Annotated in this window: 20 protein-coding genes; 13 read left to right on the top strand and 7 right to left on the bottom strand. The window is 71.8% G+C overall.

Annotated elements, in window-relative coordinates:
• The first annotated feature begins 281 nt into the window (after nucleotides 1–281).
• From ACQP2F_RS27310 to ACQP2F_RS27260, 11 genes are all read left to right on the top strand, one after another.
• Nucleotides 282–899, top strand: coding sequence for a CDP-alcohol phosphatidyltransferase family protein (locus ACQP2F_RS27310; protein WP_433292172.1), 618 nt, complete (start codon nucleotides 282–284; stop codon nucleotides 897–899).
• Nucleotides 896–1,831 (top strand): DUF881 domain-containing protein, encoded by a 936-nt coding sequence (locus tag ACQP2F_RS27305; protein ID WP_433292170.1) that lies wholly within the window; start codon nucleotides 896–898, stop codon nucleotides 1,829–1,831. The genes ACQP2F_RS27310 and ACQP2F_RS27305 overlap by 4 nt, the downstream gene beginning before the upstream one ends.
• Nucleotides 1,828–2,160 (top strand): small basic family protein, encoded by a 333-nt coding sequence (locus ACQP2F_RS27300; RefSeq protein WP_396030778.1) that lies wholly within the window; start codon nucleotides 1,828–1,830, stop codon nucleotides 2,158–2,160. The genes ACQP2F_RS27305 and ACQP2F_RS27300 overlap by 4 nt, the downstream gene beginning before the upstream one ends.
• A gap of 5 nt (nucleotides 2,161–2,165) precedes the next feature.
• The gene (locus ACQP2F_RS27295; RefSeq protein ID WP_433292168.1) at nucleotides 2,166–3,938 is read left to right on the top strand and encodes a DUF881 domain-containing protein; all 1,773 of its coding nucleotides are present in this window, start codon (nucleotides 2,166–2,168) and stop codon (nucleotides 3,936–3,938) included.
• 32 nt (nucleotides 3,939–3,970) lie between these two features.
• Nucleotides 3,971–4,351, top strand: coding sequence for a glycine cleavage system protein GcvH (gcvH, locus tag ACQP2F_RS27290; RefSeq protein ID WP_433292166.1), 381 nt, complete (start codon nucleotides 3,971–3,973; stop codon nucleotides 4,349–4,351).
• 139 nt (nucleotides 4,352–4,490) lie between these two features.
• The gene (gene odhI, locus ACQP2F_RS27285) at nucleotides 4,491–4,934 is read left to right on the top strand and encodes an oxoglutarate dehydrogenase inhibitor Odhl (protein WP_020514443.1); all 444 of its coding nucleotides are present in this window, start codon (nucleotides 4,491–4,493) and stop codon (nucleotides 4,932–4,934) included.
• A gap of 71 nt (nucleotides 4,935–5,005) precedes the next feature.
• Nucleotides 5,006–5,674 (top strand): transcriptional regulator FtsR, encoded by a 669-nt coding sequence (ftsR, locus tag ACQP2F_RS27280; RefSeq protein WP_433292163.1) that lies wholly within the window; start codon nucleotides 5,006–5,008, stop codon nucleotides 5,672–5,674.
• Nucleotides 5,675–5,777: 103 nt separating this feature from the next.
• A complete protein-coding gene (locus tag ACQP2F_RS27275) occupies nucleotides 5,778–6,242 on the top strand; it encodes a bifunctional nuclease family protein (protein WP_433292161.1) in 465 nt (154 codons plus the stop codon).
• A 127-nt stretch (nucleotides 6,243–6,369) separates the two neighbouring features.
• The gene (locus tag ACQP2F_RS27270; protein ID WP_433292159.1) at nucleotides 6,370–6,924 is read left to right on the top strand and encodes a MerR family transcriptional regulator; all 555 of its coding nucleotides are present in this window, start codon (nucleotides 6,370–6,372) and stop codon (nucleotides 6,922–6,924) included.
• 57 nt (nucleotides 6,925–6,981) lie between these two features.
• On the top strand, nucleotides 6,982–7,626 hold the full coding sequence (locus ACQP2F_RS27265) for a class I SAM-dependent methyltransferase (RefSeq protein ID WP_433292157.1): 645 nt from the start codon (nucleotides 6,982–6,984) through the stop codon (nucleotides 7,624–7,626).
• 40 nt (nucleotides 7,627–7,666) lie between these two features.
• Complete coding sequence (locus ACQP2F_RS27260) at nucleotides 7,667–7,867, top strand: hypothetical protein (RefSeq protein ID WP_433292155.1); 201 nt, start codon at nucleotides 7,667–7,669, stop codon at nucleotides 7,865–7,867.
• A 5-nt stretch (nucleotides 7,868–7,872) separates the two neighbouring features.
• Here the strand turns inward: ACQP2F_RS27260 and ACQP2F_RS27255 are convergent, their stop codons facing one another.
• The gene (locus ACQP2F_RS27255; RefSeq protein WP_433292153.1) at nucleotides 7,873–9,165 is read right to left on the bottom strand and encodes a citrate synthase; all 1,293 of its coding nucleotides are present in this window, start codon (nucleotides 9,163–9,165) and stop codon (nucleotides 7,873–7,875) included.
• 358 nt (nucleotides 9,166–9,523) lie between these two features.
• Between ACQP2F_RS27255 and ACQP2F_RS27250 the strand changes: the two genes are divergently transcribed.
• A complete protein-coding gene (locus tag ACQP2F_RS27250; RefSeq protein ID WP_433292152.1) occupies nucleotides 9,524–10,633 on the top strand; it encodes a citrate synthase 2 in 1,110 nt (369 codons plus the stop codon).
• Here the strand turns inward: ACQP2F_RS27250 and ACQP2F_RS27245 are convergent, their stop codons facing one another.
• The 6 genes from ACQP2F_RS27245 to ACQP2F_RS27220 form a co-directional block, all read right to left on the bottom strand.
• A complete protein-coding gene (locus ACQP2F_RS27245; RefSeq protein ID WP_433292150.1) occupies nucleotides 10,634–11,128 on the bottom strand; it encodes an LURP-one-related/scramblase family protein in 495 nt (164 codons plus the stop codon).
• A 151-nt stretch (nucleotides 11,129–11,279) separates the two neighbouring features.
• Nucleotides 11,280–11,573 carry a YiaA/YiaB family inner membrane protein gene (locus ACQP2F_RS27240; RefSeq protein WP_433292148.1) on the bottom strand — a complete coding sequence of 98 codons (294 nt, stop codon included), beginning with the start codon at nucleotides 11,571–11,573 and terminating at the stop codon, nucleotides 11,280–11,282.
• 47 nt (nucleotides 11,574–11,620) lie between these two features.
• Nucleotides 11,621–11,992, bottom strand: coding sequence for a hypothetical protein (locus ACQP2F_RS27235; protein WP_433292146.1), 372 nt, complete (start codon nucleotides 11,990–11,992; stop codon nucleotides 11,621–11,623).
• A gap of 50 nt (nucleotides 11,993–12,042) precedes the next feature.
• Nucleotides 12,043–12,858 carry an alpha/beta fold hydrolase gene (locus ACQP2F_RS27230; protein ID WP_433292144.1) on the bottom strand — a complete coding sequence of 272 codons (816 nt, stop codon included), beginning with the start codon at nucleotides 12,856–12,858 and terminating at the stop codon, nucleotides 12,043–12,045.
• Nucleotides 12,859–12,947: 89 nt separating this feature from the next.
• Nucleotides 12,948–14,816, bottom strand: a complete 1,869-nt coding sequence (locus tag ACQP2F_RS27225; protein WP_433292142.1) for a helix-turn-helix domain-containing protein — start codon at nucleotides 14,814–14,816, stop codon at nucleotides 12,948–12,950.
• A gap of 10 nt (nucleotides 14,817–14,826) precedes the next feature.
• Complete coding sequence (locus tag ACQP2F_RS27220; protein ID WP_433292140.1) at nucleotides 14,827–15,594, bottom strand: 3-hydroxybutyrate dehydrogenase; 768 nt, start codon at nucleotides 15,592–15,594, stop codon at nucleotides 14,827–14,829.
• 91 nt (nucleotides 15,595–15,685) lie between these two features.
• On the opposite strand from ACQP2F_RS27220, the gene ACQP2F_RS27215 reads away from it, so the two are divergent.
• Complete coding sequence (locus ACQP2F_RS27215; RefSeq protein WP_433292138.1) at nucleotides 15,686–16,102, top strand: MmcQ/YjbR family DNA-binding protein; 417 nt, start codon at nucleotides 15,686–15,688, stop codon at nucleotides 16,100–16,102.
• Nucleotides 16,103–16,111: the final 9 nt, after the last annotated feature.

The raw sequence follows: 16,111 nt of genomic DNA, 5'->3' as shown, positions 1-16,111 counted from the left end.
TCGTATTTGCGAGCGCCCGGTTCTTCGCTCTTTGCCACCCGCAAAGCGCACCAAATCGCCGATGCGCCGGTGCGAAGCAGCCATCAGACTAGGTTCCTAGGATGCCGGACACGGTGTGCGTCACGTGACGGGTGCCGGGCCGCAGACTCGCGGCTGGTTATAGTTGCTCGGCGAGTGACCGGTGACCACCGGTCGGGGGACCGCTGCCCGGGTGACGTCGTTCGGCGCCGCCGGGTGATCGCCGGGCCGGGACCGGCTCCGGAGGGGGAGAGGAAGTCGCGATGTCGCAGCAGCCTGCGCCGTCCATCGCCGCCTCCGATCGGATCTGGACGATTCCCAACGTCATCAGCTTCATCCGGCTGCTGGGCGTGCCGCTGTTCCTCTACCTGCTGCTCGGGCCGGAGAAGGACGTCGCCGCGGTGATCGTGCTCGCGGTCGGCGGCACCACGGACTGGGTGGACGGGTTCGTGGCCCGCCGGATGAACTCGGTCAGCCGGCTCGGTGAGCTGCTCGACCCGTTCGCGGACCGGCTGTACATCCTTGCCACGCTGATCGGCTTCACCGTGCGCGGCGTCGTCCCGTACTGGCTGACCGGCGCTCTTCTTCTCCGCGAGCTGGTCCTCGCGATCGCGCTGCTGGTGTTGCGCCGGCACGGCTACGGGCCGCCGCCGGTGCACTATGTGGGCAAGACCGGCACGTTCGTGCTGCTGGCGGCGTTCCCGGTGATCCTGCTCGCGCAGGCGGTCGACTCGGCCTCGTCCTGGCTCACCCCGGTCGGATGGGGGCTGGCCTGGTGGGCGCTCGGTCTCTACTGGGCCGCCGCCGCCCTCTATCTCCTGCAGACGACGCGCCTGCTGCGCGCGGACAAGGCCGAGCGGGCCCGGGCGGCCGTCGGATGACGACGGAACCGGAGCAGACTCCGCCGAAGCGGGTCTTCCAGCCCGACTTCCTCACCGAGCTGTTTCGCAATCCGCTCGACCCGGGTTACGCCGACGCCGCGGCGCGCAAGGCGAAGGAAGGCGATCCGGCGGGCGTACGCAAATGGACGGCCAGCGGCATCGCCACGATCACGCTGGTGGCCCTCGGGTTCTTGTTCGTGGTCGCCTATCAGCAGACGGTTCGCGACGAGCCGGCCCGCACCAAGGCCCGCGCCACGCTTGTCGAGCAGGTGCAGAACCGGCGCGACGAGACCGTGCGGCTGCAGGCGCGGGCCGACCAGCTCGGCGACGAGGTGTCGCAGCTGCGGGAGCGGGAGCTCGGCGGCCAGACCGCGGCCCGGCTGCGCGACCTCGAGGCGGCCACCGGGCTGGCGCCCGTCAAGGGGTCCGGCGCGAAGGTGCGCCTGGCCGACGGCCCGACGCCGATCAACGCGGTCACCGGCGAGCGCAACACGGTCGCCCGGGTCAAGGACACCGACCTGCAGCTGGCCACGAATGCGCTCTGGTCGCTCGGCGCCGAGGCGATCACGATCAACGGGCAGCGGTTGACCGCGACGTCGACGATCCGGCAGGCCGGAGAGGCGATCCTGGTCGACTTCCAGCCGGTCACCACCCCGTACGAGGTGATCGCCATCGGCCCGGACGATCTCGCCAAAGATTTCGCCGACGGGTATGCCGGGCATTTCTTCCGGCAGCTCGCCGCCAAGTACGGGATGTCGTTCGACGCGACCGACGCACACAACGTGACGCTGGCCGCCGCGACCGAGCTCAAGCTGCGGGTGGCCGAGCCGTCCACCCCGCCCCCGGCGCCGTCCGCGTCGATCTCGGGCCTGCCCGGTGACATCGCAAGCCAAGAACCGCACAGCTCCTCATCGTCGGAAGGCGGCCGATGATCGCCGTACTCGCCCTCGTCGCCGGTGTCGTCCTGGGCATCGTGTTCCACCCGACCGTGCCGGCCGCGCTGCAGCCGTACCTGCCGATCGCCGTGGTCGCCGCCCTGGACGCCGTCTTCGGCGGCGTGCGTGCCAAGCTCGACGGCATCTTCGACGACAAGCAGTTCGTCGTCTCGTTCATCTCGAACGTCCTGGTGGCCGCCCTGATCGTCTACCTGGGCGACCAGTTGGGCGTCGGCGGCCAGCTCTCGACCGGCGTGGTGGTGGTGCTGGGCGTCCGCATCTTCGGCAACGTGGCAGCCATCCGGCGCCACCTCTTCCGGGCGTGACGCGGATGACCGACAAGCCCGAGGACGCGCAGCCTACGCGCCGTCTGTCGCCTTTCGCCGGTACGCCGGAGGCGTCGCCGGATCGAGCGGACGACTCGGATTCGATGCCGATCGCCGGCCGCCCACCATCGACGCCGGGCACCGATGTGCCGGTTGCGGGTCGTCCCGCTTCCCCGGCTGCGGATGGCCCGGTTGCGGGTCGTCCCGCCTCGCCGACGGCTGCGGATGGCCCGGTTGCGGGGCGTCCCGCCTCGCCGACGGCTGCGGATGGCCCGGTTGCGGGGCGTCCCGCCTCGCCGACGGCTGCGGATGGCCCGGTTGCGGGCCGTCCTGCCTCGCCGACGCCTGCCGATGGCCCGGTTGCGGGCCGTCCTTTCTCCGCGCCGGCGGACGGCCCGGTCGCCGGTCGTCCCGCGGCCGCCATGCCCGGCCCCGATGTCAGTGTCGCCTACGTGCGACCGGCCCCGGGCGCCGCGTTGCAGCCGCCGGTGCCGCCGTCGGAGGGCCAGTCGGCGCTGTCCGCGGGCCAGCTGCCGCCGCCGTCTTCGGAGGGCGATCTGCCGCCGTCCGAGCGGCCGACGGTTGTCGAAGGCGAGCTACCCACCGTGGTCGAGGGTGAGCCACCCACCAGAGAGTTGTCGAGGCCTCCATCGCAGACGGCGAAGGCACGAAACTCCGACGACGAGGAAACGGCCCGCCTGGCACCGCCCCCACCGGCCGCCGATGATCTCGAAGGCCCCACCCGGCGCCTGTGGGACGGTGCGGCCGCGGAGAAGCCCGACGCCCCAAGGGCCGACACCCCAAGGGCCGACACCCAAAAGGCCGGGGGCCCGACCGGCGGCGGCGCTGTCCCGGCCCACCCCGTTTGGGTGGGGGGAGGTGAAGCACCCGGGTCCGACAGTTCCGCCCCGTCGTCCACCGGCGGCGCTGTCCCGGCCCACCCCGTAAGGGCGGGGGCCAGTGAAGCACCCCCCACCGACATTTCAGCCACTTCATCCACAGACGCCCGCGACGAGGCGGCCCCCACCGAACCCGAAGGGCAAACCAACGGCACATCCCCCGCCGTACCGGAAAACGCCCCCGGCGCCCCCTGGCGGCGCCTCTCCTCGGCCGGCGCCCTGATCTGGGTGCTTCTGGCGCTCTTCGGCTTCACGCTCGTCGTGCAGCTGCGCAGCAACGACGGTGACCAGGGCCTCGCGACCGCCCGTCAGGAAGACCTGGTGCGCATTCTGTCCGACCTCGAGGCGCGCGACAGCCGGCTGCAGAGCGAGATCAGCGCGCTGGAGACCAGTCAGCGGCAGCTCACCTCGGGCGTCGCGGGGCGGCAGGCGGCGCTCGCCGAGGCCGAGAAGCGGGCGGACGAGCTCGGCCTGCTCGCCGGGACCAAGCCGGGGCGCGGGCCGGGGCTGGTGATCACCGTGGACAAGGTCAAGGCGTCGGCGATCCTCAACGCGGTGCAGGAGCTGCGGGGGGCGGGCGGCGAGGTCATGCAGATCGCGGGGACCAACGGGCAGACCGTACGCATCGTGGCGTCCAGCTATTTCGTCGATGCGGAGGGTGGCGGGATCATCGTCGACGGTGCCAAGCTCAGCGGGCCCTTCGTGCTTTCGGTGATCGGGTCGCCGCAGACGATGCAAACCGCTCTGCAGATCCCCGGCGGGGTGGTCGCGTCGGTGAACAGCGGCGGCGGTAGCGTGACGATGGAACAACGCCCCACGGTCGAGGTGACCGCGGTGCGCCAAGAGAAGACATTGCAGTATGCCCGGCCGGTTTCCTGACGGATCCGGTTCGCGACAACGGGAGAGATTGCGTGATTCCTGAGGACCTGCGGTACACGGCGGAACACGAGTGGGTGTCCGGTGACGGCAGCGGGCCCGTGCGGGTGGGCATCACCCACTACGCGCAGGACGCGCTCGGCGACATCGTCTACGTCCAGCTGCCGGACGAGGGCACGAAGGTGGCGGCGGGCGACTCGCTCGGCGAGATCGAGTCCACCAAGAGCGTTTCGGAGATCTACGCGCCGATCGCCGGCACGGTGGTTTCCAAGAATGCGTCGCTCACCGACGAACCCGAGCTGATCAACGCGGAGCCGTACGCGGCGGGCTGGCTCGTGGAGATCGTGCCGGACGACCCGTCATCGATCGGCGGCCTTCTCGATGCGGCCGGATATCAGGCGCTGACCGAGAGCTGATCCGCGCGTCCGGTTGCCCCGCGATATTGGCGCTGACTAGGCTCGCGGAGCAAAGAATTATGTGCCCAGTAATAGAAAAACCGATAAGTCGTGCGTCCGGGCCGCCTGGCGACGACCAACTGATCCGTGAGGTGGTCCGATGACGCGCCCAGACGACGAGTTCCCCCCGCTCGACGTCACGTCCACGCTGAACCTCGGTGCGCTCGATGAGGTGCTGGAGGGTCCCGACACCGACGTGGTGCCGAGCCGCATGTCCGGCTCCCTGCCGCCGGGCATGGCGTTGCTCGTGGTGCGCCGCGGGCCGAACGCGGGGGCTCGCTTCCTGCTCGACCACGACGTGACGACCAGCGGCCGGCACCCCGACAGCGACATCTTCCTCGACGACGTGACGGTGTCCCGCCGGCACGCGGAGTTCCACCGCGACGGGGGCACGTTCACCGTGCGCGACGTCGGCTCGCTCAACGGTACGTACGTGAACCGTGAGCGGGTCGAGGCGGCGACCCTCAGCAACGGGGACGAGGTGCAGATCGGCAAGTTCCGCCTGGTGTTCATCGCCGGGCCCCGGCCGGAGGGCGAGGCCTGACCGTGAACCAGTCGGGGGCTGCCGCGCGCGACCCGGGGCATCGCCCCGCGGGCGGGCGTGAGGCTGCGCTGATGAGCATCGGGGAGGTGCTGGCCCATCTGCGCACCGAGTTCCCCGACACCACGATCTCGAAGCTGCGGTTCCTGGAGGCGGAAGGGCTGGTCGATCCCCAGCGCACCGCCTCCGGGTACCGGAAGTACTCGTGGAACGACGTGGCGCGGCTGCGCTTCGTGCTGACCGCGCAGCGAGATCAATATCTCCCCTTGCGGGTGATCCGGGAGCAGTTGGACCGGATGGACGACGAGCCGGCCGCCCCGGCCCGCCCGGCGCTGGTCGCCGTCGGCGGCGAGAAGGTGGCCGATCCGTCTGATGCCCGCGTCCCCCGCGAGGATGTGATCGAACGCACCGGCGTGACCGCGGAGCTGCTCGATGAGCTGGAGCAGATTGGCCTGGTCACGGCCAAGCCGCCGGGGTGGTACGACGGCGATGCCGTGATCATCGTCGAGGCGGTGGTCGGGTTGACGAAGTACGGGCTGGAGGTGCGCCACCTGCGCGCGTTCCGGGCCGCGGCGGACCGTGAGGTCGGCCTGTTCACGCAGCTCCTGGCCCCGCTGGTGCGCCAGAGCGACCCGGCGGCGCGTGCCCGTGCCGCCGAGACGGCGCGCGACCTGCAGGCGTTGTCGCAGAAGCTGCACGCGGCGCTGGTCCGGGCCGGGCTGCGCGGCGAGCTCGGCCGCTGACCGGTTCGGCACCCGTGGGATCCGGACGCGAGGCGTGTACCGTGCAGGTTAAGGGGGGCCGTGCGAAGCGGCGTTCACAGCTAAAGCGACACGGAGGCCTGCGGTGCGCGAGCTGAGCGTGGTGGGAGTTCGGGTGGAGCTGCCGAGCAACCAGCCGATCGTCCTGCTGCGGGAGGTCGACGGTGATCGGTATCTGCCGATCTGGATCGGCGCCGTGGAGGCCACGGCCATCGCGTACGAGCAGCAGGGCGTGAAACCGGCCCGCCCGCTCACCCACGATCTCCTGCGCGACATCCTTACCGCGCTGAAGGCGCCGCTGCGGGCGGTGGAGATCACCGAGCTGAAGGACAACGTCTTCTACGCCGACCTGCTGATCGGCGAGGACGTGCGGGTGTCGGCCCGGCCGAGCGACTCGATCGCGCTGGCGCTGCGGGTCGGCGCGCCGATCCGTTGTGCCGAGCAGGTGCTGTCCGAGGCCGGTATCGTCATTCCGGACGAGCAGGAGGACGAGGTCGAGAAGTTCCGCGAGTTCCTCGACCAGGTGCGCCCCGAGGATTTCGCGGGTTAAACCCTTAAAAGATCGACTTCCTCCGTACGCGGCGTGTCGCCGCATTACCTGACTGTTTCACCGACCGCTGAGATATACGCTCGTGAAGTCCAGGTGAAGCGGCACCGCGCAGCGGGGAGGTAGTCGCGTGCACGAACAGCCGGTAGAGGGCTCACTCGTCGGCGAGGACGGCTCGGTCGGTTACCGCGGGGTGACGGCCTGCCAGGCGGTCGGCATCAGCTACCGCCAGCTCGACTACTGGGCGCGTACGTCGCTGGTCGTCCCCAGCATCCGCGACGCGGAGGGTTCTGGCACTTCTAGGCTTTATTCGTTCCGTGACCTGGTCGTTCTCAAGGTTGTCAAGCGTCTGCTGGACGCCGGGGTCTCGCTGCAGAACATTCGCCGGGCGATCGACACGCTGCGCTCGCGCGGCGTGGAGGACCTGGCCGGCATCACGCTGATCTCCGACGGCACGACCGTGTACGAGTGCCGGTCGCCGGAGGAGGTCGTCGATCTGCTCCAGGGCGGGCAGGGCGTGTTCGGCATCGCGATCGGCGGTGCGTTCAAGGAGATCCAGGGTTCGCTGTCGCACCTGCCGGGCGAGCCGGCCGGGGCGCCGTCCGCCGAGCCGGCCGCGGTCCCCGCCGAGCCCCCGGACGGCGACGAGCTGGCCGCGCGACGCGCCCGCCGGCGCGCGGGCTGACTTGCCGTTCCGGCAACTTTTCTGGGGCCGGCCGCGGTCCTGCCGGATGCTGTGCACATGAGTGACGAGCAGGCATGGGACGAGCGGTACCGGGAAAGCGACCGCATCTGGAGCGGCAACCCGAACGAGGCACTGGTGGCGGAGGTCGCCGACCTGCCGCCGGGCCGGGCGCTCGATCTCGGGTGCGGTGAGGGCGCCGACGCGGTGTGGCTCGCGAAGCGCGGCTGGCAGGTGACGGCGGTGGACATCTCCGGCGTGGCGCTCGAGCGGGCGGCCGCGCACGCCCGGGATGCGGGCGTGACCGTCACCTTCGAGCGGCACGACCTCACGCAGACGTTCCCGGAGGGCGCGTACGACCTGGTGTCCGTGCAGTTCCTGCATTCCTGGCAGGAGTTCGACCGGGAGAAGGTCCTGCGGCGGGCGGCCGAGTCGGTGGCGGCGGGCGGCGTCTACCTGATCGAGGGGCACATGGACCACGGCCCGTTCCGGCACGAGGGGCACCAGGAGGGCAACCACGAGAGCAACCACGAGGGCCACCACGAGGTGCGGTTCCCGACCCCCGACGAGGTGATCACGTCGCTCGACCTCGGCGCCGGCTGGGAGGTGCTGACGGCGGAGATCCACCCGCGGACGCAGACCGGCCCCGACGGCGCCCCGGCGAAGCGGACCGATGCCACGGTCAAGCTGCGCCGGATTCCGTGATCCGCTCCCTGGCCGCGGGCGGTCGCGTAGCGTCGGCCGTGTGATCCCGCAGTACTTTCCGCTCTACATCACGGAGCCGGGCAACCAGACGTGGCTGGTCGTCGGCTGGGTCGAGGACCGGACCTCGGGGCTGCCGCGCCAGCCCGTGGTGCTGCTGTGCGGCGAGGAGACCCAGGAGCCGCGGCTGCTGGAGAAGACGGTGCCGTTCCGGGTCGCCGGGACGGGCTCGCATCCGGTCTGAGCCTCTCAGGCTTGCGGGTCGCGTCCCGCATACATCCCCACCGGGCGGAATCGGAGCGGCCGGTCGGCGTACTCCTCGAGCGCATGCGCCAGCCACCCCGCGGTCCGGGCCACCGCGAAGATCGCCTCGCTGGCGTCCGGCGGCATGCCATGCTCGAGGGCGAGGGTGGCAAGAGCAAAGTCGATGTTCGGCCGTACGCCGGACCGCGCCCGCATCGCGCCGGCGACCCGCTCGGCGCAGTCGCGAACCGGCCCGTCACCGAGCAGCGCCATCAGCGTCGCGGCCCGGGGGTCGCCGTCCGGATAGAGCGAGTGCCCGAACCCCGGCACCATGCCTCCGGTCCGCAGCCGCGCCGCGATCGGCCCCACCGGATCGTTCTCGGACAGCGCCTCGGCCAGCAGAGCATAGGCAAGACCGCTGGCGCCACCGTGCAGCGGCCCGTCGAAGGCCGCCAGCCCCGCGCTGACCACGGCATAGGGGTGAGCGCGGGTGGAGGCGGCGACCCGCGCGGCCACGGTCGAGGCCGCCATGTCATGGTCGGCAAGCAGGATCAGCGCGGCGTCCAGCAGCCGGACCTCACCCGCGGTCGGCGCGCTCGCGGTCGGCCCGTGCCCGGCCGAACCACGCCCGGCCGACCCGCGCTCGATCGCGCCGCTCCCGACCGCCGAGCCGCTCGCGATCGCGCCGCTCCCGGCCGCGCCGCGTCCGGTGAGGCGGCGCCACAGCCGGGCGGCGAGCGGCGCGTCGTCGTCCTCCGGCAGGCGTGGCGGCAGCGCGGCGACCATGGTGTCGATGAGCGCCCGTCCGGTAGCCATCACCGCGACCGGCGCGGTGTCGAAGCGCAGCGGATCCGCGGCCGCGACGGCGGCCACGATGACCCGTAGCCGGTCGGTGATGCGCGCGCTCGCCGGAAGCGCATCGACGACCCGCGCGGCGATGGCCCGCTGCCGTTCACCGAGGTCTCCGTCGCGGGCCGGCGGCGGGGCCGGCTCCGACGCCGGCGAGCCGGTCCAGAGCAGGGTCGTGACGGCCTCGAACGTCGACTCGCGGGCGAGGTCGCCGGCGTCCCGGCCGCGGTAGTAGAGGTGACCGTTCCGGATCAGCGTGATGCCGGTCTGGGTGCCCGGCGTGGTGGTGCGCTTGCGCCGGGCCACGAAGGCGTCGACGTCGCGCCGGGCGAAGAGGCTGCCCTTGCCGTCGGCGTTGCGCCGGCTGGCGAGGAGCCCGCGGCTGACGTAGGCGTAGACGGTCGCCGGCTTGACGCCGAGCCGCTCCGCGACCTGCTCGGTGCTGAGCATCGGTTCCGCAACCGCACCAGCGGCGCCGAACGGCCGGCTTCCGATCACGGCCGGCCCTGGCGCGCTGGACGGTGAAGCAGACCCGCGCAGCGGCGGGCTCGCGCCCGCGGCCGGCCGCGGCGCGCTGGACGGTGAAGCGGACCCGTGCGGCGGCGGGCTCGCGCCCGCGGCCGGCCGCGGCGCGCTGGACGGTGAAGTGTCCGCGCCCAGCAGCCGGCTGACGCCTGCGGCCGGCCCTGGTGCGGTGGGCGGGACAGCGGGCTCGTCGCGCCGGGAGTGTTTGGCCGTCATGTGGACATGCTCTCATGTTGACTGAATCAATGTTGACGTCAACATTGACGGCGCGCATGTTGAGGTGATGCTGACTGTCAATCCTGGACTTGCCGGTGTCGTCGCCTTCGACACCGAGATCGCCGAGCCCGACCGGGACGGCGGGGCGCTGCGGTATCGCGGCGTCGACATCCGGGAGCTCGCCGGATCGGTGGGCTTCGCCGAGGTGTGGGGGCTGCTCGCCGACGGCGACTTCGCCGAGGGGCTGCCGGCCGCGGAACCGTACCCCATCCCGGTGCACTCCGGTGACATCCGCGTGGATGTGCAGGCGGCGGTGTCGATGCTGGCGCCGCACTGGGGGCTGCGACCGCTGATCGACATCGACCACGACCAGGCCCGGCAGGATCTCGCCCGGGTGTCGGTGATGATGCTGTCCTACGTCGCGCAGTCGGCACGCGGCGCCCGCCGGCCGGCCGTGCCGCAGCGGCTGGTCGACGGGGGCCGCAACGCGACCGAGCGGTTCATGATCAGGTGGCAGGGCGAGCCCGACCCGCGGCACGTGGCGGCGATCGACCGTTACTGGGTCTGCGCGGCCGAGCACGGCATGAACGCGTCGACCTTCACCGCCCGCGTGGTGGCCAGCACCGGCGCCGACGTGCCGACCTGTATGTCGGCGGCGGTCGCAGCGCTGAGTGGACCGTTGCACGGCGGGGCGCCGGCCCGCGCCCTCGGCATGATCGAGGATGTCGAGCGCGGTGCTGACCCGCGGGCGTACGTGCAAGGGATCTTGAATGCGGGTAAGCGGCTGATGGGTTTCGGTCACGCCATCTATCGCGCCGAGGATCCGCGGGCGGCCATCCTGCGCGAGACCGCCCGGGAGCTGGGGGCGCCGCGCTACGAGGTGGCGCTCGAGCTGGAGAAGGCGGCCCTGGCCGAGCTGCGCGAACGCAAGCCCGACCGGGTGCTGGAGACCAACGTGGAGTACTGGGCCGCGGTGGTGCTCGACTTCGCCCAGGTGCCGCCGGCGATGCTCGCGGCGATGTTCACCTGTGCGCGCACGGCCGGCTGGAGCGCGCACATCCTCGAGCAGAAGCGGCTCGGCAAAATCATCCGGCCGTCGGCCGACTATGTGGGCCCGGCCCACCGGCCGGCGTCGGAGCTGCCGGGCTGGGAGGCGGCGACCAAGCGGTACGCCTGATCAGTCGTCGCCGGGCTTGAGGTCGCGGTCCAGGGCCAGGTCGACGGCGAGCACGCTGCCGATGATCAGGAGAGGGTCGACGCCGGGGGCGACCTGCACCGCGTACGTGTCGCGCACCGTCAGCCAGCGCTTGGAGACCGCCGCGATCTCCACGCCGCCCTGCTCGATCACATACTCGTGGTCGAGCAGGTCACCCCGCATCTCCAGGTCGTCGGGCCCGGGCACGTCGATCGTGAACTTGTCGCGGAACGGCGTGAACAACTTCTTGCGGACCTCCGCCGCCTTCTCGCCACCGATCCGGATCTCGTACGTCGCCCGCAGCGCGATCAGCTGCCGGTGCACCGAGGCGACCTCGTCACCGTTCGCGTCCTCGATGACCAGCCGGCCCCGGATGCTGAATACCTTGCCGTCCACCCGGAAGACCTTGTTGCCGTTCTCGTCGAGCACGTCGAAGTCGTCGCCGAGCGAGAAGAACCGTTCCCTGATCAGATACATGCGGCGATTCTCCGCCGAGCGGAGTCGTTTCGCGCGCCGTTGTGGACGCGCCGTGACGCCGGCCCGCGGCGCGCATCGAACGGGGCGGCGGTGCGCAGTGATGGCCGCGAGCTGGTCGCGGCCATCACCCCCCGATGCGCGGACCGGCGGGCTAGACGCCGGCCGTCTTCTTGAACGGGTCGTGCTCGCTGATGAACTTGTCGATGCGGGCCTGGTCGACCCGGCGGACCGTGGTGCCCACCTCCTGGGCGTCACGCACCGTCTTGGCCAGCGTGAAGGCGGAGGTCACCACGTAGAGCAGACCGATCGCCAGGAATGCGCGGACCCACGCGCCCACCGGCAGGTAGAAGATGCCGACCGCGAGCGAGACCAGCGAGATGCCGAACGAAGCGGCGGCCTGAATGTAGAAGGCGGAGGTCACCTTCGGTTGCGGGGCGATATCCATGCGCACATCCTGTCGTTCACGGTGGCGACAGGAATGAGTGCCGATACTCAAAGTCCGGCATGGTTGAGGTAGAGCAGGATCTCCAGGCGGTCACCGTCGTCGCGGACCAGGAACGACGACGCCAGCCGCAGCGGGTCGCCGCCGGCCAGCCGGGCGCACTCCCACTCGGTGCGGATCAGCAGGTAGTTGTCGTCGATGCGGCTCTCGGTCAGCGAGGTGAGCGCGGCCCGGCCCACTCCCGCGTCGGCGAACGCCTGCGCCCGGCGGGGGAGCGCCTGCAGGAAGGCCGCGCGCGACACCGGCCGGGCGCCGTCGGTGTCGGCGACCACGAACGGATCGGCGAAACACTCGCCGAGAGCTGGGTCGGCGCCGGCACTGGAGAACGACTCGAACAATGTGTGAAGACGTGAGTCAGCCATGCGGGCCACAGTATCCACCCACTGTCCACAATATACCACAAAAAGCGGATTTAATCCAGACCCGTACGGTCGAAAAGGCCCCGAATTCGGTCGGCAACCACCTTGGCCCCGTCGCCGAGCAGGATCGTGTAGTGATTGACCCCGGGCACGATCTCGGCCCCGTCCAGCAGCTCCCGCGGATACATGCCGGTGTCCTCGTCCTGCAGCCCGCGCGGCGCCGCGATCATCGGAAACTCCGCGGGCGCCGGCGCGGTGAGCATATCTCGCGCGTCGGCCCGAATGGCGTCGATATTGCACGACGACCCGGTCCCGGTGAAGTCCCGCAGCACATATGCGGAAATGTCGTCACTCCAGTAATGGCCGAGCGCCGGGTTCGCCCGGAAATAGGCGAGGTATTCGCCGGGCGAGGAAAAGGTCATCGACAGCCGCCGCATGGCCGGCCCGATCGTGGCCAGCAACGCCGTGTCGACATCGGTCCCCGGGGGCACCGGCAGCGGGCGTCCGCCGTCGACCAGCAGCACCGGCCCGACGCGCGACGGGTGGCGGGCGGCGGTCCCGGTCACCACGAACCCGCCCATCGAGTGCCCCACCAGCGCCATCGTCGCCAGTCCGAAATGATCGGCGACGGCGACCAGGTCGGCGGCGTGCGCGGCCATGCCGTAGGGCCCGGGAAGTGCCGCGCTGCCGGCCCGGCCGCGAAGATCAGGAGCGATCAGCCGTACGCCGCCGGCCAGCTCCCGCGCGACGGCGGCCCAGGAGAGCGCGTTGGCCGTGATCCCGTGCGCCGCGACGACGGTGGGGCCGTCACCGGGCCACACCAGGGTGCGCAGCGTGCCGCCGGAAACGGGAACGTCGATCTCCTCCACGGCCGCAGCCTAGAGAACCCGCGGCCGCCCGGACATGGCGACCGCCCACATGCCCGCGCGCCGCGGCATGTGGCGCGGCGGGGCGGGGCTCAGGTCAGCGGGCCGCGCAGGCGGTGCAGGCGCAGCGCCAGCTGGAGGTCGAGCGCCCGGGACGGGGACTGCCAGTCGGCGCCCAGCAGGTTGGCTATCCGGTCCAGGCGCTGGGTCACGGTGTTGACGTGGACGTGCAGGACCTCGGCCGCCCGGGCCAGGCTGCCGCCGGCGCCGAAGTAGGCCTCCAGCGTCTTGAGCAGGGCGGTGCCGCGGCGGGTGTCGTAGTCGATCACCGGGCCCAGCGTCGCGCGGACGAAGGCGGGGACCTCGCGCCGGTCGCCGAGCAGGAGGCCGACGTAGCCCAGCTCGGTGTGGCTCGCGCCGTCGCCGGCCCGGCCCAGCGCGATCAGCGCGGTGGCGCAGGAGTCGGCCTCGCGGTAGGCGGGCGCCACGGCGGCCGGCGACGACGCCGGGCCGGCCGCACCCGCCGTCACCGGCTCGCCCAGCGCGCGAGCCAGCTCCTTGGCGACCGTGCGGGCCATCGACGCCGGGTCGTCGCCGGGCAGCAGCAGCGCCACCCGGCCGTCGCGGCCGGCGGCCAGCCCGCCGCGGGCGGTGGCGAACGTGCGGGCCCAGGAGACCGCCCGCTGGCGCAGGCCCTCGCCGACCGCGACCAGCACGTGCGGCGCGTCCAGGTCGACGCCGATCCGCTGGGCCCGGGTGCGCAGCGCGTCGGCGTCGCGGACCTGGCCGGCGATCAGGTCGTCGAGCAGCTCGCCGCGGACCTGGCCCTCGGCCTCGGCCACCGTGCGGCGGAACAGCAGCAACAGCGCGGTGATCTGCGCGGCGCGCTCCAGGATGCGCTGGTCGGCGCCCTCCAGGGGCTCCTCGGGGTGGAACACCAGCGCGCCGAGGTTGTCGCCGCCGGCGACCACGGCGGTGACGTACGCGTCGCCGATGCGGATGCTGTGGCCGGCGCGCGCGGCCGCGGGGTCGGCGGTGGGCAGGCCGCCGGGCCAGGTGGGTGACTTGGCGGTGGCGAGCGTACGGCCGTGGGCGTCCAGCACGAGCAGGGCGCCGCCGAGCACGTCGACCAGGTCGGCCGCCACGTCCTCGACGCCGCCGCCGCGCAGTACCACCGCGGTCATCCGGTCGTGGGCGTCGGCGGCCCGCTCGACCGACGCGCTGTGCGCCTGGATCACCCGGTTGGCGGCCGACAGCTCGGCCAGCGCGGCCTGGGTCTCGGTGATCAGGCGCGCGGTGTCGAGCGCCACCGCGGCGTGCGCGGCCAGCGACGCGAGCAGCGCGACCTCCTCGCGGGCGAACGGCCGCTCGGTGCGGTTGGCCGCGAAGAGCACGCCGATCACCGACGACCCCAGACGCAGGGGCACGCCGAGGATGGCGACCAGACCTTCATCCCGTACGCCCGAATCGATCTCCACCGTGTGCCGGAACCGGGGATCGTTGTTGTAGTCGGCCGTCGAGTAGGGGGTCCCGGAGACCGCGACCAGACCGCCCAGCCCCGCCCCGGCCGGCAGCCGCAGCTGCTGGAAGCTGGCCGCCACCGAGCCGTCGGTGATCCGCATGTAGGTGTCGCCGCGCTCGGTGTCGTTGAGCGTCATGTACGAGACGTCGGCCGCCAGCAGCGTGCGCGCCCGGTGCACGATCGCCCGCAGCACCGCGTCCACGTCGCGCAGCCCGGCCAGGTCGCCGGCCGTGTCGTACAGCGCGGACAGCTCCTCCTCGCGCCGGCGGCGGCGCTCCAGCAGCTGCCGCACCCGCAGCGCGGCCACCTTGATCTCCTCGAGCTCGGCCAGCTCGGCCGGGGACGCGCCGGCCTGCCGCGCGGCGAGTGAGGGTCGCTCGAACTCGACGGCGGCGGCCTCCCGGGCCAGCAGGTCCAGGTATTCGCGGGGGGACGGCATGAATCGCAAACTAGTGCGCCGTCCAGCCGCCGTCGATCGTGACCGACGAGCCGGTGATCAGGGAGGCCGGTGGGGTGCAGAGGTACGCCAGCAGCTCCGCCACCTCCTCGGGCTCGATCAGCCGCTTGATGGCCGCCCGGTCGAGCATGATCTTCTCGATCACCTCCGACTCGGGGATGCCGTTGATCGCGGCCTGGTCGGCGATCTGCTTGTCCACCAGCGGCGTGCGGACGAAGGCCGGGCAGATGCAGTTGGAGGTCACGCCGTGCTCGGCGCCCTCGAGCGCCGTCACCTTGCTGAGCCCCTCCAGCGCGTGCTTGGCGGTGACATAGGCGGCCTTGTACGGCGATGCCAGCAACCCGTGAACCGAGGAGATGTTGACGATGCGGCCCCAGCCTCGCGCGTACATGTGGGGAAGCATGTGTTTGATGAGCCGGTAGGGCGCCTCCGTCATCACCCGCTGGATCAACGCGAACCGGTCGTCGGGGAAATCGGTGAGCGGCGAGACGACCTGCAGCCCGGCGTTGTTGACCAGCACATCGACGTTGGCCGGCAGGTCGGCCACCGCGCCCGGCGCGCCCAGGTCGGCCACCACCGCCCGTCCGTCGATCTCCTCCGCCACCGTCTTGGCCGCCTCGGCGTTGACGTCCACCACCACCACGTCCGCCCCGGCCGCCGCCAGCCGCTGGGCACAGGCCCGCCCGATGCCGCTGCCGCCCCCGGTGACCAGCGCCGTCCGTCCGGACAGATCCAGGTCGACCACATGTGCCGTCGTCATGGCCGTGAACTTACGAGCCCGCGGCGGCTCGCGCACATGTGTGCGGCCCACACACCCCATCGGTGCACTCTGTGCGATTTAGAGTGGCCGGGTGACGGAGGACGGAAGCCGGCCCGCACGGGTCGAGGACGTACACGAGATTGCCGAATCGATGCCGCACGTGACGGTCGAGTGGGGGACCGGGGAGAACCCGGTCTACCAGGTCGGCGGCAAGTCGTTCGTCTTCTTCCGCAATCCCCGGCCGGACGCGTTCGACCCGGCGACCGGCGAGCGCTACACCGACGTGATCGTGTTCTGGGTGGAGAGCGAGGACGACAAGCTGGCGATGGTGCAGGACGAGTCGAGCCCGTTCTTCACCACACCGCACTTCGACGGCCATCGCTCGGTGCTGCTGCGGGCGAGCCGGATCGGCGAGATCACCCGCGACGAGCTGGCCGAGGTGGTGCAGGACGCGTGGCTCTCCCGGGCGTCGGCCCGGCGCCGGGCGGCCTGGCTGGCGTCGCGGTAGCCGCGGTCG

It is taken from the genome of Actinoplanes sp. CA-030573, from assembly GCF_050951115.1.
GTDB lineage: Bacteria > Actinomycetota > Actinomycetes > Mycobacteriales > Micromonosporaceae > Actinoplanes.
Note: the sequence above shows the minus strand (reverse complement) of the source record. Positions and strands in the feature narration are given on the sequence as shown.

Coding starts and splice junctions, on each gene's coding strand:
- ACQP2F_RS27265 (WP_433292157.1), top strand. CDS start 6,982: ATGAGTGACGAGCAGGCATGGGACGAGCGGTACCGGGAAAGCGACCGC.
- odhI (WP_020514443.1), top strand. CDS start 4,491: ATGACGCGCCCAGACGACGAGTTCCCCCCGCTCGACGTCACGTCCACG.
- ACQP2F_RS27245 (WP_433292150.1), bottom strand. CDS start 11,128: ATGTATCTGATCAGGGAACGGTTCTTCTCGCTCGGCGACGACTTCGAC.
- ACQP2F_RS27305 (WP_433292170.1), top strand. CDS start 896: ATGACGACGGAACCGGAGCAGACTCCGCCGAAGCGGGTCTTCCAGCCC.
- ACQP2F_RS27310 (WP_433292172.1), top strand. CDS start 282: ATGTCGCAGCAGCCTGCGCCGTCCATCGCCGCCTCCGATCGGATCTGG.
- ACQP2F_RS27220 (WP_433292140.1), bottom strand. CDS start 15,594: ATGACGACGGCACATGTGGTCGACCTGGATCTGTCCGGACGGACGGCG.
- ACQP2F_RS27300 (WP_396030778.1), top strand. CDS start 1,828: ATGATCGCCGTACTCGCCCTCGTCGCCGGTGTCGTCCTGGGCATCGTG.
- ACQP2F_RS27240 (WP_433292148.1), bottom strand. CDS start 11,573: ATGGATATCGCCCCGCAACCGAAGGTGACCTCCGCCTTCTACATTCAG.
- ACQP2F_RS27225 (WP_433292142.1), bottom strand. CDS start 14,816: ATGCCGTCCCCCCGCGAATACCTGGACCTGCTGGCCCGGGAGGCCGCC.
- ACQP2F_RS27235 (WP_433292146.1), bottom strand. CDS start 11,992: ATGGCTGACTCACGTCTTCACACATTGTTCGAGTCGTTCTCCAGTGCC.
- ACQP2F_RS27250 (WP_433292152.1), top strand. CDS start 9,524: ATGCTGACTGTCAATCCTGGACTTGCCGGTGTCGTCGCCTTCGACACC.
- ACQP2F_RS27255 (WP_433292153.1), bottom strand. CDS start 9,165: ATGCTCAGCACCGAGCAGGTCGCGGAGCGGCTCGGCGTCAAGCCGGCG.
- ACQP2F_RS27295 (WP_433292168.1), top strand. CDS start 2,166: ATGACCGACAAGCCCGAGGACGCGCAGCCTACGCGCCGTCTGTCGCCT.
- ftsR (WP_433292163.1), top strand. CDS start 5,006: ATGAGCATCGGGGAGGTGCTGGCCCATCTGCGCACCGAGTTCCCCGAC.